A 14,263-nucleotide genomic window follows, 5' to 3' on the forward strand; every position below is an offset into this window, starting at 1 on the left:
GCCCGGGCGGCGTGCGTCAGTCGGTCTCCGCCATCTGCTCCGCGGCGGTGAGGTCGAGCACCCGGGTGGGCTCCCGCTCCTGCATCCCCCACGGCGAGCCGTAGCCGTCGCGCAGCAGCTCGAGGAACGGCACGGCGTCGAAGGCCTCGGGACCGAGCACCCCGGTGCCGGACCACGTGCCGCGGGCCAGCAGCTCCAGGGCCACCGCGGGGTTGACGGCGGTCTGCCACACGACGCACTGCGCGCCGTACTCCGCCATCGACCACTCGTTGTCGACGACGTGGTGCAGGTACACCTCGCGCGGTCGGCCGTCCGTCCCGGTCCCGGTCACCCACAGCCCGGCGCACGTGGCGCCGCGCATGCGGTCGCCGAGCGTCGCGGGGTCGGGCAGGCACGCGGCCACGACGTCGCGCGGGGACACCTGGACCGGGCCGTCGGCGGAGCCGACCCGGACCGTGTCGGTGCGGTCGAGGCCGACCTTGTGCAGCACCTCGAGCACCTCGATGAACTCGTCGCCGAGGCCGTACTTGAACGTCACCCGCCTCGCGTCGAGCCAGCGGGGCATGAGGAGCACCTCCTCGTGCTCGACGTTGACGCACTCGACCGGGCCGATGCCGCCCGGGAAGTCGAACACCTCGGGCTCGCTGAACGGCGCGGTCGTGAACCAGCCGCGCTCGCGCTCCCACACCACCGGCGGGTTGAGGCACTCCTCGATCGTCGTCCAGATGGAGAACGACGGGGCGAAGTCGTACCCGTCGACGGTGAGGTTCGACCCGTCGCGGGTGCCGAGCTCGTCGACCTCGGAGAAGAGGTGGTCGACGGCGTAGCGGGCGAAGACGTCGGACAGGCCCGGCTCCACCCCCATGCCGACGAGCGCGAGCCGGCCCGCGGCCTCCCAGCGCGCCGCGGCCTCGAACTGCTCGGAGCCGAGCGTGACCCCGGTCTCCTCGTACGGGCGCTCGGGGTGCGGCCGCGACAGCGACATCGCCATGTCGAGGTAGTCCGCCCCCGCGGCGAGCGCGCCGGAGAACACGGGCATGACGAACCGCGGGTCGACCGCGTTGAGCACGTGGGTGGCGCGGTGCTCGCGGGCGACGGCGGCGACCGCCGCGGAGTCGGAGGCGTCGACGGTGGTCGCGGTGAACCGCCGCTCGTGCGGGTGCCGCTCCCGGACGGCCGCGACCGTCCGCTCCGCGCGGACGAGGTCGCGGTCGGCCATGACGACGGCCTCGGCGAAGTCACGCCGAGCGACGATGCGGGCGAAGGCGTCTCCGACGCCACCGGAGCCGACGACGAGGATGCGCACGGGTGTCTCCTTCGACTGTGTGCCGGGTGGTGTTGGGGTGGTGCGGGGTCGCGCCGGGCGGCGGTGTCAGCCCCGGCCGCGGCGGAGCGTGAGGAGCCGGCCGGCGACGACGACGAGCAGCGAGATCGCGAACATCGCCGAGCCGATCACGTACGCCTGCGCGGGGATGCCGCGGGCGGCCGCCACGTAGACGAACTTGGGGAAGGTGTCGGTGTTGCCGGAGTTGAAGTTCGTGATGATGAAGTCGTCGAAGCTGAGGGAGAACGCGAGCAGCGCCGCCGCGGCGATGCCCGGGAGCAGCAGCGGCAGCGTCACCCGCAGGAAGGTCTGCGCCCCGGAGGCGTAGAGGTCCGCGGCGGCCTCCTCCAGGCGCGGGTCGAGCGTCGCGACCCGCGCCTTGACCGTCACCACGACGAACGACAGCGTGAACATGATGTGGGCGGCCACGATGGTCCAGAAGCCGAGCCGCGCCCCCACGTTGAGGAACTGCGCGAGCAGCGACGCGCCGAGCACGACCTCCGGCGTCGCCATCGGCAGGAAGATGAGCAGGTTGATCGCGCCACGGGCGCGGAACCGGTAGCGCACGAGCGCGTAGGCGAGCAGCGTGCCGAGCGCGGTGGCGACGAGGGTCGCGAGCAGCCCGATGCGGATGGAGTTCCCGAGCGCCTCGCACACCCCGGGCGCCCCGCACGGGTTGAGCCAGTTGTCCCACGTGAAGCCGCGCCAGATGAGGTTGGAGCGGCGCCCGTCGTTGAACGAGAAGGCGACGACGTAGCCGATCGGGACGAACAGGTACCCGAAGGCGACGACGGCGAAGGCGACGAGGAGGGCGTCACCGGGCCGGCGCCGGACGGTCTGCAGCAGCCCGCTCACACGAGGTCCTCGGTGCCGGCCCGCCGGATGTAGAGGAAGACGATGACGAGGATGGTCGCCATGAGCAGGAACGACAGCGCCGCCGCCGTCGGGTAGTCGACGATGCGGAAGAACCGCGACTCGATGACGTTGCCGATCATCTGCGTCCGCGAGGTGCCGAGCAGCGCGGCGTTGACGTAGTCGCCGGAGGCGGGGATGAACGTCAGCAGCGTGCCCGCGACGACCCCGGGCAGCGACAGCGGCCACGTGACGGTGCGGAACGTGGTCCACGGCCCGGCGTACAGGTCCTGCCCGGCCTCGACGTAGCGCAGGTCGAGCCGCTCGAGCGAGGCGTAGATCGGCAGGGTCATGAACGGCACGAAGTTGTACGTGAGGCCCGCGACCACCGCGAACGACGTCGCGGTGAGCCGGCCGTCACCCGGGAGCAGCGCGAGCGCCTGCATCGTCTGCACGACGACGCCCTCGTCGGCGAGGATCTGCCGCCACGCGATCGTGCGGAGGATGAAGCTCGTGAAGAACGGCGCGATGATGAGGACGAGGAGCAGCGCCTGCAGCGTGGGGAACCGCCGGCACTTGACCGCGACGACGTAGGCGAGCGGGTAGCCGATGAGGAGCGCGAGCACCGTCGCGAGCAGCCCGTAGGCGAAGGAGCGGACGAAGGTCGGCCAGTACTCCGCGAGCGCCTCGGTGTAGTTCGCGACCCGGAAGGCCGGCTCGAACTGGCCGATGTCCCCGCCCGGCACCGGGACCATGAGCGAGGTGGAGAACAGCAGGGCGATGGGCAGGGCGAAGAACAGCGCTAGCCAGCCCAGCCCGGGCAGCGTGAGGAGCCAGCCGAGCTGGCGGCGCCGCCCCGGGCCCGGCTCGGTCGGGGTCGGGGACACCCGGTCGTGCCCCGCGGGGGCGTGGGCGACCGCCACGGCTCAGGCCTCGTCGTCCAGCGACGACGCGGGCACGTCGTGGCCGAGCAGCGCGAAGCCGTGGTCGACGTCCCACGTGAGGTCGACGTGGGCGCCCGAGGCCGGGTCGGCGGTGCCGCCGAGGTTCTGGTGGAACACCGACAGCCGTCCGGCACCGGGCAGGTCGACGAGGTACTGCGTGCTGACCCCGGTGTAGGACCGGTCGACCACCCGGGCGGGGCCCAGCACGTTGGTGCCGCTCGCCGCGGCCGCCTCCGGGTCCCCGGCCGCCCGCAGCAGCACCTTCTCCGGGCGCACCCCGACGAGCACCTCGGTGCCCTCGGCCACCCCCTCGGGCGCGCGCCGCCGCGGCACGACGACGCGGGTGCCGCCCGGAAGTTCCAGGCGCACGTCGACCCGGTCGGCACCGATGTGCGCGACCGTCCCCGGCAGCAGGTTGCACTGCCCGAGGAACGTCGCGGCGAAGGGCGTGGCCGGGCTGTCGTACAGCTGCTCGGGCGCCCCGAGCTGCTCGATGCGCCCGGCGTTCATGACCGCGACCGTGTCGGCCATCGTCATGGCCTCCTCCTGGTCGTGGGTGACGTGGACGAAGGTGATGCCGACCTCGGTCTGGATGCGCTTGAGCTCGACCTGCATCTGCCGCCGCAGCTTGAGGTCGAGCGCACCCAGGGGCTCGTCGAGCAGCAGCACGTCCGGCCGGTTGACGACGGCGCGGGCGAGGGCGACGCGCTGCTGCATGCCGCCGGACAGCTGGGCGGGCCGCTTGTCGGCGACGTGGGCGAGCTCGACGAGCTCGAGGGCCTCCATCGCCTGCTCCCGCGAGCGCTGCACCTTGCGCCGGCGCAGCCCGAAGGCGACGTTGTCGACGACGCTCAGGTGCGGGAACAGCGCGTAGGACTGGAACACGGTGTTGACGGGCCGCTGGAAGGGCTTCGTCGTCGTGATGTCGCGCCCGCCGAGGGTGATGGTGCCGCTCGTGGGGTGCTCGAGCCCGGCGACCATCCGCAGGGTCGTCGTCTTGCCGCACCCGCTCGGGCCGAGGAGCGCGAAGAACGACCCCGCGGGCACGTCGAGGTCGATGCCGTCGACGGCGACCGCCTCGCCGAACGCCTTGCGGACCTCGCGCAGGGCGAGGCCGTCGCCGGCGGCCGCGTCGGCGCGCCCGGCCGGGCGGGCGGCCGCCCCGGCGACGGTGTCGGTCACCGGCCGATCACCCGCTGGAACTCGGTGCCGAAGTCCGTCTCCTCCTCACCGGACAGCGACCGGAAGATGGAGACGTTGGTGAGGAAGTCCTCGGTGGGGAAGATGAGCGGGTCCTCGGCGAGCTCGGGGTCGATGTCGAGCATCGCCTCCTGCGCGCCCTGCACGGGGCAGATGTAGTTGACCCACGCGGCGACCTCGGCGGCGACGGCCGGGTCGTAGTAGTAGTTCATGAGCCGCTCGGCGTTCGTCTTCTTCGGGCTGCCGATGGGGACGAGCATGTTGTCGCTCCACAGCGTGCCGCCGGCCTCGGGGAGGGCGAACTCCCACCGGTCGCCGGACTCGAAGTTGATCTGCGTGATGTCGCCGGACCAGCCGATGACGGCGAGCGCGTCGCCGCTCACGAGGTCCTCCTTGTAGGAGTTGCCGACGACCTGGCGGATCTGGCCGCTGCTCACCTGGCGCTCCAGCTCCTCCAGGGCCCGGCCGAACTCCTCGGCGCCCCAGTCCCCGGCGATGTCGACGCCCTGGTCCATCATGATCAGGCCCATCGTGTCCCTCATCTCGTCGAGGACCTCGACCCGCCCGCGCAGCTCCGGCTTCCACAGGTCGGACACGCTCGTGAGCCCCTCGGGCACGGCCTCGCGGTTCCACGCGATGCCGGCGAAGCCGGACTGCCACGTGAGGGAGTGCGTGCGTCCCGGGTCGAAGTCGACGTCGGCGAGGTTCGGCAGGATGTTCTGCTTGTTGGGGATGTTCGCCTCGTCGAGCTCCTGGGTGTAGCCGAGGCGGATCATGCGCGCGGCCATCCAGTCGGTGAACACGACGATGTCCTGGCCGATGTCGTCGCCGTTGGCGAGCTGGCCCTGGATGCGGCCGTAGTAGGAGTCGTTGCCGTCGATGTCCTCGGAGTACTCGACCGCGATCCCGGACTCCTCCTCGAACGCCTCCAGCGTCGGGTACGTCGAGCCGTCCTCGGACACGTCGAGGTAGAGGGTCCAGTTCGCCCAGCTGAGGGTCGGGTCCTCCTCGCTCGTGTCCTCCGGCGGGGTCAGCGCGCCGGCGGAGGCGCCGGACCCGCTCCCGGCGGCGGTGCCGCCCGTGCCGCAGGCGGCCAGCCCGGCGCCGAGCCCGACCAGGCCCATGCCGCGCAGCACGTCGCGCCGGGCGGGGCGCCGCCCGGCGAGCCGGCTGCGCACGAGGGCCTGGGCCGCGGGCGACAGGGTGTGCAGGGGCGGGCGGCGCAGGGGGCGAGCGGTCACGGGGGTTCTCCTCCGGGGGCCGGTGACGGTCGGACGCGGGACGCGTTCAGCCGTCGAGGTTGGTCATGACGTGCTTGATGCGGGTGTAGTCGTCGAAGCCGTAGGCGGACAGGTCCTTGCCGTAGCCGGACTGCTTGAACCCGCCGTGCGGCATCTCGGCCACGAGCGGGATGTGGGTGTTGACCCACACGCAGCCGAAGTCCAGGGCCCGGCTCGCGCGCATCGCGCGGCCGTGGTCCTTCGTCCACACGCTGGAGGCGAGGCCGTAGCGGGAGGCGTTGGCCAGGCGCAGCGCCTCGGCCTCGTCGGTGAAGGTCTGCACGGTGATGACGGGCCCGAAGATCTCGTCGACCGTCACCTCGTCACCCTGCCTCACGCCGGACACGACCGTGGGCGTGACGAAGAAACCGTCACCCAGCTGCTGCGCGCGCCCCCCGCCCGCGTCGACGGAGGCGTGGTCGGGCAGCCGGTCGAGGAAGCCGAGGACGCGGGCGAGCTGGTCGGGGTTGTTGACCGGCCCGACGTCCGTGCCGGCCTCGCGCGGCATGCCGAGCGTCGTGCCGCGGGCGGCCTCGGCGAGCGCGGCCGTGAAGTCCGCGGCGACGGAGGCGTGCACGAGCACCCGGGTCGCGGCGGTGCAGTCCTGCCCGGCGTTGAAGTACCCGGCCCCCGCGATGCCCTCGGCCGCGGCCGCGAGGTCGGCGTCCTCGAACACGACCACCGGCGCCTTGCCGCCCAGCTCGAGGTGGACGCGCTTGAGGCTGCGCGAGGCCGCCTCGGCGACCTGCTGCCCGGCCCGGATGGAGCCCGTGACCGCCACCATGTCCGCGCGCTCGTGCGCGACGACCGCGCGGCCGGTGTCCCGGTCGCCGACCACGACGTTGAGCACGCCCGGCGGCAGGAACTCCGCCGCGATCTCGGCGAGCAGCAGCGTCGACTGCGGGGTGGTGTCGCTCGGCTTGAGCACGATGGTGTTGCCGGCCGCGACCGCGGGCGCGAACTTCCACGTCGCCATGTTGAGCGGGTAGTTCCACGGCGTGACCTGCCCGACCACCCCGACCGGCTCCCGGCGCACGTAGCTCGTGTGCCCGGCCATGTACTCCGCCGCGGCCCGGCCCTCGAGCATGCGCGCGGCGCCGGCGAAGAACCGGATCTGGTCGACGGTGGGCGGGATCTCCTCGCTCATCGTGAGGTCGTACGGCTTGCCCGTGTCCTGCACCTCGAGGTCGACGAGCTCCGCGGCGCGGGCCTCGACGGCGTCGGCGATGCGCAGCAGCGCGAGCGAGCGCTCCGACGGCGTCGCGTCGCGCCACCCCGGGAACGCCTCGGCCGCGGCGGCGTAGGCCTCGTCGACGTCGGCGGCGGTGCTGCGCGGTGCGCGCGCGACGGTGCGCGCCGTGGCGGGGTCGACGAGGTCGTCGTGGGCCTCCGCCCGGGACTCGACGTGGCGGCCGCCGACGAAGTTGCGCAGGACGGGCAGCTGCTCGGAGCCCGCCGGGGCGGGCGCGGACGGAGCGGTCGTCATGACCGGGGACCATAACGGCTGGGCCTCGGATTCGGTAGGACCAGGCGCGTCACGATCGTGATTCGGTCGTGTGACGGGCACGAGACGACGGCTTCCGTCACCACGACGGGGTGACGGGCTTGCCACCGAGCGTGCCGAGCGGCCACCATGGCGCGCGTGTCGAACCGGTCGGCGGGCTCGCTCCCGCTGGTGCTCGACGACGTGTCCAAGCGGATCGTCGAGCTCCTCCAGGAGGACGGCCGTCGCGCCTGGGCCAGCATCGGCAAGGTCGTCGGCCTGTCCGAGGCGGCCGTGCGCCACCGCGTGCAGCGCCTGCTCGACGCGGGCGTCATGCAGATCGTCGCCGTCACCGACCCGATGCAGCTGGGCTTCGCCCGGCAGGCCATGATCGGCATCCGGTGCACCGGCGACATGCGGCCGGTCGCCGAGGCGCTCGCCGCCATGCCGGAGGTCGACTACGTCGTCCTCACCGCCGGCTCGTTCGACCTGCTCGTCGAGGTGGTGTGCGCCGACGAGGACCACCTCGTCACGCTCCTCAACGAGCGCATCCGCACCCTCGACGGCGTCGCGACCACCGAGACGTTCGTCTACCTCAAGCTGCACGGGCAGCGCTACGACTGGGGCACCCGATGACCACCACACCGCAGGACACGACGGAGCACCACGGCGGGCACGACGGCGGGGACCGCGCCGCCGAGGACGCGAGGACCCCCCGCGGCACCCCCCGGCAGCAGGCCGCGCGCGACCACCTGTGGCAGCACTTCGCGCGGCACTCGACGTACGAGGAGGGCGGCTCGGTCCCCGTCATCGTGCGGGGGGAGGGCGCGCGCATCTGGGACGACCGCGGCCGGCGGTACCTCGACGGGCTGTCGGGGCTCTTCGTCGTGCAGGCCGGCCACGGCCGGCGCGAGCTCGCCGAGGCCGCCGCGAAGCAGGCCGGCGACCTCGCGTTCTTCCCGCTGTGGTCCTACGCCCACCCCGCGGCCATCGAGCTCGCGGAGCGGCTGGCCTCCTACGCGCCGGGCGACCTCAACCGGGTGTTCTTCACCACGGGCGGCGGGGAGGCCGTCGAGACGGCGTGGAAGCTCGCCAAGCAGTACTGGAAGCTCGTCGGCCGGCCCACCAAGCACAAGGTCATCAGCCGGGCCGTCGCGTACCACGGCACCCCGCAGGGGGCGCTGTCCATCACCGGCATCCCCGCGGCCAAGGAGATGTTCGAGCCGCTCGTGCCCGGCACGTTCAAGGTGCCGAACACCAACGCCTACCGCGCCCCCGAGCACCTGCGCGAGGACCCCAAGGCGTTCGGGCGCTGGGCGGCGGACCGGATCGAGGAGGCGATCGAGTTCGAGGGGCCGGAGACCGTCGCGGCGGTGTTCCTCGAGCCGGTGCAGAACTCGGGCGGCTGCTTCCCGCCGCCGCCGGGCTACTTCGAGCGCGTCCGCGAGATCTGCGACCGTCACGACGTGCTGCTGGTCTCCGACGAGGTCATCTGCGCGTTCGGGCGCATCGGGTCGATGTTCGCCTGCGACGACCTCGGCTACGTGCCCGACATGATCACGTGCGCCAAGGGGATGACGAGCGGCTACTCCCCCATCGGCGCGATGATCGCCAGCGACCGGCTGTTCGAGCCGTTCCGGCACGGCACGACGAGCTTCGCCCACGGCTACACCTTCGGCGGGCACCCGGTCTCCGCGGCCGTCGCGATGCGCAACCTCGACATCTTCGAGGCCGAGGGCCTCAACGCCCACGTCAAGGAGACCGCGCCCGCCTTCCGCGCGACGCTGGAGCGCCTGCTCGACCTGCCGATCGTCGGCGACGTCCGCGGCGAGGGCTTCTTCTACGGCATCGAGATGGTGAAGGACAAGGCCACCCGGGAGACCTTCGACGAGGAGGAGTCCGAGCGCCTGCTGCGCGGCTTCCTGTCCAAGGCGCTGTTCGAGGCGGGCCTGTACTGCCGCGCGGACGACCGCGGCGACCCCGTCATCCAGCTCGCGCCGCCGCTGGTCTGCGGGCAGGCGGAGTTCGACGAGATCGAGCAGATCCTCCGGGGTGTGCTCACCGAGGCGTGGGCGCGGCTCTGACGTGACGGGCGGGGCGACGGCGCAGCCGGACGGCGCGGCGGCGCGCACGCGCGTGCGCCGCCTGCCGCACAAGCAGGTCCACGACGTCGCCGCGCGCGACGCGCTGCTGCGTGACGCGCTCGTCGCCCACGTCGGGGTGGGCCTCGGCACGCAGCCGCTCGTGCTGCCCCTCGCGGTGGCCCCCGACCGCGGGGACGGCGAGGACGGGGACGGGCCCTTCGAGCGGCTCCTCCTGCACGGCAGCACCGGCTCGCGCCTGTTCCGCGCGCTCGCCGAGGGCGCGCCGGCGTGCGTGACGGTGACGGCGCTGGACGGCCTCGTCCTCGCCCGGAGCCGCTTCGAGTCCTCGATGCGCTACCGCTGCCTGGTGGCGCTCGGGCGCTGCGAGGTCCTCACCGGCCGGGCCGCGGAGCGCGGGCTGGAGGTGCTCACCACGCACCTCCTGCCGGGCCGCACGGAGGCGCGCCCGCCGTCGCGCAAGGAGCTCGCCGCCACCCGCGTGCTCGCGCTGCCGCTGTCGGAGTGGTCGCTCAAGGTGTCCGACGACGGCCCGGAGGACGACCCCGCCGACCTCGACCTGCCCGTGTGGGCCGGTGTCGTGCCGCTGCACCACGTGTGGGGCGAGCCGGAGCCCGCGCCCGACCTGCCGCCCGGGCTGCCGGTCCCGCCGTACCTCGCGACGTGGCCCGGCGGGCGCACGTGAGCGCGCCGGGGGCCGGGGACGCCGCCGCGCCGTACCGGTCGCTGTCGCTGTGGCACGAGCAGGTCGCCGAGGCCGGCGACGACCTCGTCCCGGCCGACGTCCTCGACGGCGACGCCGAGGCCGACGTCTGCGTGGTCGGGGCGGGGTACACGGGGCTGTGGACGGCGTACTACCTGAGCCGGGCGCGGCCGGACCTGCGGGTCGTCGTCCTCGAGAGCCACGTCGCCGGGTTCGGCGCGAGCGGCCGCAACGGCGGCTGGTGCTCGGCGCTGTTCCCGGCCTCCGTCGCGGCGCTGGACGCCCGCCACGGGCGCGAGGCCGCCCTCGCCATGCGACGCGCGATGAACGACACGGTCGAGGAGGTCGGGCGGGTCACGGCGGCGGAGGGCATCGGGTGCGGCTTCACTCGCGGCGGCACCGTCGTGCTCGCCCGCAGCGAGGCGCAGCTGCGCCGCGCGCGCACCGAGCACCGGGTCGACGAGCGCTACGGCGGCGTCGACGGCGTGCACCTGCTCGACGCCGCCGCGGCCACCGAGCGCCTCGCCGCCACCCGGGTGCGGGGCGCGACGTGGACGCCGCACTGCGCCCGGGTGCAGCCCGCCGCGCTCGTCCGCGGGCTGGCGGCGGCGGTGCGACGGCAGGGGGTGCACGTCCACGAGGGCACGCCCGCCACCGTGATCGCGCCGGGGGCCGTCCGGACCGTGCGGGGCACCGTCCGCGCGCGGCAGGTGGTGCGCGCGACGGAGGCGTGGACGTCGGCACTGCCCGGCAGCCGTCGCAGCGTCGTGCCGGTGTACAGCCTCGTCGTCGCGACGGAGCCGCTGCCGCCGTCGGTGTGGGAGCAGGTGGGCCTCGCGCGGTACGAGACGTTCTCCGAGCACCGCCACCTCGTCGTCTACGGCCAGCGCACCGCCGACGACCGGCTCGTGTTCGGCGGGCGCGGCGCCCCCTACCACTGGGGCTCGGGCATCCGGCCCGCCTTCGACCGCGACGACCGCGTGTTCGCCCGGCTGCGGGCGACCCTGCACGAGCTGCTGCCGCAGGTGGCGCCGTACCGGGTGACGCACGGGTGGGGCGGGCCGCTCGGCATCCCCCGCGACTGGCACGCGGGCGTCGGCCTCGACCCGGCGACCGGGATCGGCTGGGCCGGCGGCTACGTCGGTGACGGGGTGGGCACGGCCAACCTCGCCGGCCGGACGCTCGCCGACCTGCTCCTCGGGCACGACAGCGACCTGGTCCGGCTGCCGTGGGTGCAGCACCGCTCGCGGCGCTGGGAGCCGGAGCCGCTGCGCTGGGCCGGGGTCAACGCGGGCCTCACCATGGCGACGGTCGCCGACGCCGAGGAGCGGCTGACGGGCCGGCCGGCGCTGTCGGGTCAGGTGCTGGGCCGGCTCACCGGGCACTGAGCGGCCCCGCCCCCGTCAGGGCGGGGCGGGGCCCGCGGTCGCGTCCCCCGTCAGCGGCTCGCGCACGTCCCGCGGGCCGGTGCCGTCACGATCGTCGACATGAACCGGCACGTGCGGGCCAGGGGGCTGAGGGCAGTCGGCGCGGCGCGGCGGGCGAGCGTGCGCACCTCCTCGGGGACCGGCGTGGGTGCGGGGCGCGGCACGGGTGCGGGGCACGGGGACGTGTTCCGGACGGTGTGCGACGTGGGGAGCTCGCCGACGTAGTACTCGCACGGGCCGTAGTCGTGCGACGTGAGCGCCGTGCCGGTCCACCACGACGTCCGCTTGTACGCGCCGTCCCACGAGAGGGACACGTGCACGTGGTCGGTGTGGGGGCTCGCGCCCGTGTAGTCCTTCCACCCGCTGCGGGAGTTCCAGATCCGCTTGTTCCAGATCACGTACTGGATGCCGAGGCGGTGAGCGTTGCCCCCGGGGACGCCCTGGCTGTCCGGGCCCGTCGCCCACGCGACGAAGTGGTCGGCCCGGGCCTTGTGGGTCGCGTTCGACACGTCGTTGGCCCAGTCGTACGCGCGCCCCTCCTTGTGCTCGCTGCGCCCGCCCTGGGTGCAGCTGCGCGAGATGCCGCCGGTGTTCGCGACCCCGTAGGTCTCGCGCAGCAGCGCGCGGACCGCCTGCGCGCCCGGCTTCTCGGCGGGGTCGCAGATGAGCTGGCCCACGTACGGCGCGGGCTGCTCGGGGGCCGTGGTGAAGGAGACGGGGGGCCGCGGCGCGGTGAGCGCGGCGGAGGCGGGGGCGGCGGCCAGGGTGCTGAGGGCGGCCACGACGGCGACGGTCGTGGCGGCGGCGCCCAGCAGGCGTCGGGACAGGGTGCGGATCGGCATCATCGGCTCTCGTGGGTCTCGGTCGGGACGGGTCGGGTCTCGTGGCGCTCGCGGTGTCACCGAGCACATCGGCCGGTCGGCGGGCCACCTCAAGCGCCGGGCGTGACCATCTCGTGACGGGTCCGTCACGCGGACGGCGCAGCGCGGGGCGCTGCGGCGGGCAGGCCGGGCCGGACGGGGCCGCCCTAGACGGCGAGCCCGACGTACTTGGTGTCGAGGTACTCCTCGATCCCCTCGGCGCCGCCCTCCCGGCCGAAGCCCGACGCCTTGACCCCGCCGAACGGCGCGGCGGGGTTCGACACGACGCCCTGGTTGAGCCCGACCATGCCGAACTGCAGCCGCTCCGACACGCGGACGGCGCGGGACACGTCGCGGGTGAACAGGTACGCGACGAGGCCGTACTCGGTGTCGTTCGCCGAGCGGACCGCCTCGTCGTCGTCCGTGAACGTCGACACGGGGGCGACCGGGCCGAAGATCTCCTCCCGGCGCAGCCGGGCGTCGTGGGGCACGTCGGTGAGGACGGTGGGCGGGTAGAACGCGCCGGGCCCGGCCACCGGCTCGCCGCCGGTCAGCACCCGCGCGCCCGCCGACACGGCCTCGCCGACTAGGGCGTGGACGCCCTGCCGGGCCTCGCGCGTGATGAGCGGCCCCACCTTGCTCGCCGGGTCGGTGCCGCGCCCGACCGGCATCGCCCCGAGGCGCTCGGCGAGCCGGGCGGAGAACTCCTCGGCGACGTCGGCGTGGACGAGGAAGCGGTTGGCCGACGTGCACGCCTCGCCGATGTTGCGCATCTTCGCCAGGACCGCCCCGTCGACGGCCGCCTCGAGGTCGGCGTCGGCGAAGACGAGGAACGGCGCGTTGCCGCCGAGCTCCATGGACACCCGCTGCAGGTTCTCCGCGGCCTGCGCGACCAGGCGCCTGCCCACCGGGGTGGAGCCGGTGAACGTCACCTTGCGAAGCCGCGGGTCGCCGAGCAGCGGCGCGGTGAGGGCGCCGGCGTCGGAGGTCGGCAGGACCTGCACGACACCGTCGGGCAGGCCCGCGTCCAGCAGGACCTGCGCGAAGGCGAGCGCCGTGAGGGGGGTCTGGGCGGCGGGCTTGAGGACCATCGTGCAGCCGGCCGCGAGCGCCGGGCCGATCTTGCGGGTCGCCATGGCGAGGGGGAAGTTCCACGGCGTGATGGCGTAGCAGGGCCCGACCGGCTGCTTCATGGTGAGCAGCCGGCTCGCCCCGTTCGGTGCCGTGGACCAGCGCCCGTACGCGCGCACGGCCTCCTCGGAGAACCAGCGGAGGAACTCCGCGCCGTACGTGACCTCGGCGCGGGACTCCGCGAGCGGCTTGCCCATCTCCAGCGTCATGAGCAGGGCGAGGTCCTCGCCCCGCTCGACGGTCAGCTCGAAGGCGCGACGCAGCAGCTCTCCCCGCTCGCGGGGGGCGGTGCCCGCCCAGCCCTCCTGCGCGGCGACGGCCGCCTCTAGGGCCGACCGGGCGTCCTCCGCGGTCGCGTCGGCGACGTCGGTGAGCACCTCCCCCGTCGCCGGGTCCTCGACGGGGATGCGGGCGCCGCCGGAGGCGTCCCGCCACCGGCCGTCCAGCAGCAGGCCGGTCGGGACCGCGGCGACGACGGCGCGCTCCCGCTCGACGGTCACGGGCTCGGGTCCGGCGGCGTCGGCGCTCACGGACGGACGGTAGCGCGCGTCCGGTCGCCCGGCCGTTCCACGAGACCCAGCACGCGGTCCACCGCGACCTCCACGACGACCCGGCGGGGGTTGTCCCGCGGCGGCCGGTACCGCGCGGTGTAGCGGGCGACGGCGTCGGCGACGACGTCGGGCTCCGTGCGGACGCGCGCCGGGCCCTCGAGCGTGAGCCAGCGCCAGCCGTCCACCTGGCAGAGCGCGACCCGCCCGCCCCGCTCGACGTTGCGGGTCTTCTGCGTGCCGGCGGAGGTGATGACACGGGCGAGGCGCGCCTCGCCGTCCCACGTGAAGCCGACCGGCACGACGTGGACCGAGCCGTCGGCCCGCAGCCCGGACAGGGTCGCGAGGTGCCGCTCGGTGAGGAAGTCCCGCGCGGCGGGCGGGAGGCGCGCCGGGTCGAGGCGCACGC

At 74.3% G+C, this 14,263-nt stretch carries 13 protein-coding genes; 4 read left to right on the forward strand and 9 right to left on the reverse strand.

Annotation, left to right across the window (positions count from 1 at the left end):
* Positions 1-16: 16 nt before the first annotated feature.
* From WAA21_RS10495 to WAA21_RS10520, 6 genes are all read right to left on the reverse strand, one after another.
* Positions 17-1,306, reverse strand: a complete 1,290-nt coding sequence (locus WAA21_RS10495; protein ID WP_336922746.1) for a saccharopine dehydrogenase C-terminal domain-containing protein — start codon at positions 1,304-1,306, stop codon at positions 17-19.
* Positions 1,307-1,372: 66 nt separating this feature from the next.
* The gene (locus WAA21_RS10500) at positions 1,373-2,170 is read right to left on the reverse strand and encodes an ABC transporter permease (RefSeq protein WP_336922815.1); all 798 of its coding nucleotides are present in this window, start codon (positions 2,168-2,170) and stop codon (positions 1,373-1,375) included.
* 5 nt (positions 2,171-2,175) lie between these two features.
* A complete protein-coding gene (locus tag WAA21_RS10505) occupies positions 2,176-3,099 on the reverse strand; it encodes an ABC transporter permease (protein ID WP_442893264.1) in 924 nt (307 codons plus the stop codon).
* A 3-nt stretch (positions 3,100-3,102) separates the two neighbouring features.
* Positions 3,103-4,302: an ABC transporter ATP-binding protein gene (locus WAA21_RS10510; RefSeq protein WP_442893265.1), complete on the reverse strand. Its 1,200-nt coding sequence runs from the start codon at positions 4,300-4,302 to the stop codon at positions 3,103-3,105.
* On the reverse strand, positions 4,299-5,561 hold the full coding sequence (locus WAA21_RS10515) for a polyamine ABC transporter substrate-binding protein (protein WP_336922747.1): 1,263 nt from the start codon (positions 5,559-5,561) through the stop codon (positions 4,299-4,301). The genes WAA21_RS10510 and WAA21_RS10515 overlap by 4 nt, the downstream gene beginning before the upstream one ends.
* A 46-nt stretch (positions 5,562-5,607) precedes the next feature.
* The gene (locus WAA21_RS10520) at positions 5,608-7,086 is read right to left on the reverse strand and encodes an aminobutyraldehyde dehydrogenase (protein ID WP_336922748.1); all 1,479 of its coding nucleotides are present in this window, start codon (positions 7,084-7,086) and stop codon (positions 5,608-5,610) included.
* A gap of 147 nt (positions 7,087-7,233) precedes the next feature.
* Between WAA21_RS10520 and WAA21_RS10525 the strand changes: the two genes are divergently transcribed.
* Genes WAA21_RS10525 through WAA21_RS10540 form a run of 4 tightly spaced genes read left to right on the forward strand, consistent with a single transcriptional unit; the run spans position 7,234 to position 11,276 of the window.
* The gene (locus WAA21_RS10525) at positions 7,234-7,719 is read left to right on the forward strand and encodes an Lrp/AsnC family transcriptional regulator (protein ID WP_442893266.1); all 486 of its coding nucleotides are present in this window, start codon (positions 7,234-7,236) and stop codon (positions 7,717-7,719) included.
* Complete coding sequence (locus WAA21_RS10530) at positions 7,716-9,167, forward strand: aspartate aminotransferase family protein (protein WP_336922750.1); 1,452 nt, start codon at positions 7,716-7,718, stop codon at positions 9,165-9,167. The genes WAA21_RS10525 and WAA21_RS10530 overlap by 4 nt, the downstream gene beginning before the upstream one ends.
* Before the next feature lies 1 nt (position 9,168).
* Entirely contained in the window at positions 9,169-9,870 is a 702-nt protein-coding gene (locus WAA21_RS10535; protein ID WP_336922751.1) for a pyridoxamine 5'-phosphate oxidase family protein, read from the forward strand.
* Positions 9,867-11,276 carry an NAD(P)/FAD-dependent oxidoreductase gene (locus WAA21_RS10540; RefSeq protein ID WP_336922752.1) on the forward strand — a complete coding sequence of 470 codons (1,410 nt, stop codon included), beginning with the start codon at positions 9,867-9,869 and terminating at the stop codon, positions 11,274-11,276. Before WAA21_RS10535 ends, WAA21_RS10540 begins: the two co-directional genes overlap by 4 nt.
* 50 nt (positions 11,277-11,326) lie before the next feature.
* Here WAA21_RS10540 and WAA21_RS10545 read toward each other — a convergent pair whose 3' ends face one another.
* From WAA21_RS10545 to WAA21_RS10555, 3 genes are all read right to left on the reverse strand, one after another.
* A complete protein-coding gene (locus WAA21_RS10545) occupies positions 11,327-12,157 on the reverse strand; it encodes a hypothetical protein (RefSeq protein WP_336922753.1) in 831 nt (276 codons plus the stop codon).
* A gap of 185 nt (positions 12,158-12,342) precedes the next feature.
* Entirely contained in the window at positions 12,343-13,836 is a 1,494-nt protein-coding gene (locus tag WAA21_RS10550) for an NAD-dependent succinate-semialdehyde dehydrogenase (protein ID WP_336922754.1), read from the reverse strand.
* Positions 13,833-14,261, reverse strand: coding sequence for a TIGR03618 family F420-dependent PPOX class oxidoreductase (locus tag WAA21_RS10555; protein WP_336922755.1), 429 nt, complete (start codon positions 14,259-14,261; stop codon positions 13,833-13,835). The genes WAA21_RS10550 and WAA21_RS10555 overlap by 4 nt, the downstream gene beginning before the upstream one ends.
* Positions 14,262-14,263: the final 2 nt, after the last annotated feature.

The organism is Aquipuribacter sp. SD81 (genome assembly GCF_037153975.1).
GTDB lineage: Bacteria > Actinomycetota > Actinomycetes > Actinomycetales > JBBAYJ01 > Aquipuribacter.

What these genes read in the sequence shown, in the direction of transcription:
- WAA21_RS10520 (WP_336922748.1), bottom strand. Translation starts at nt 7,086, where the DNA reads ATGACGACCGCTCCGTCCGCGCCCGCCCCGGCGGGCTCCGAGCAGCTG.
- WAA21_RS10525 (WP_442893266.1), top strand. Translation starts at nt 7,234, where the DNA reads ATGGCGCGCGTGTCGAACCGGTCGGCGGGCTCGCTCCCGCTGGTGCTC.
- WAA21_RS10530 (WP_336922750.1), top strand. Translation starts at nt 7,716, where the DNA reads ATGACCACCACACCGCAGGACACGACGGAGCACCACGGCGGGCACGAC.
- WAA21_RS10545 (WP_336922753.1), bottom strand. Translation starts at nt 12,157, where the DNA reads ATGCCGATCCGCACCCTGTCCCGACGCCTGCTGGGCGCCGCCGCCACG.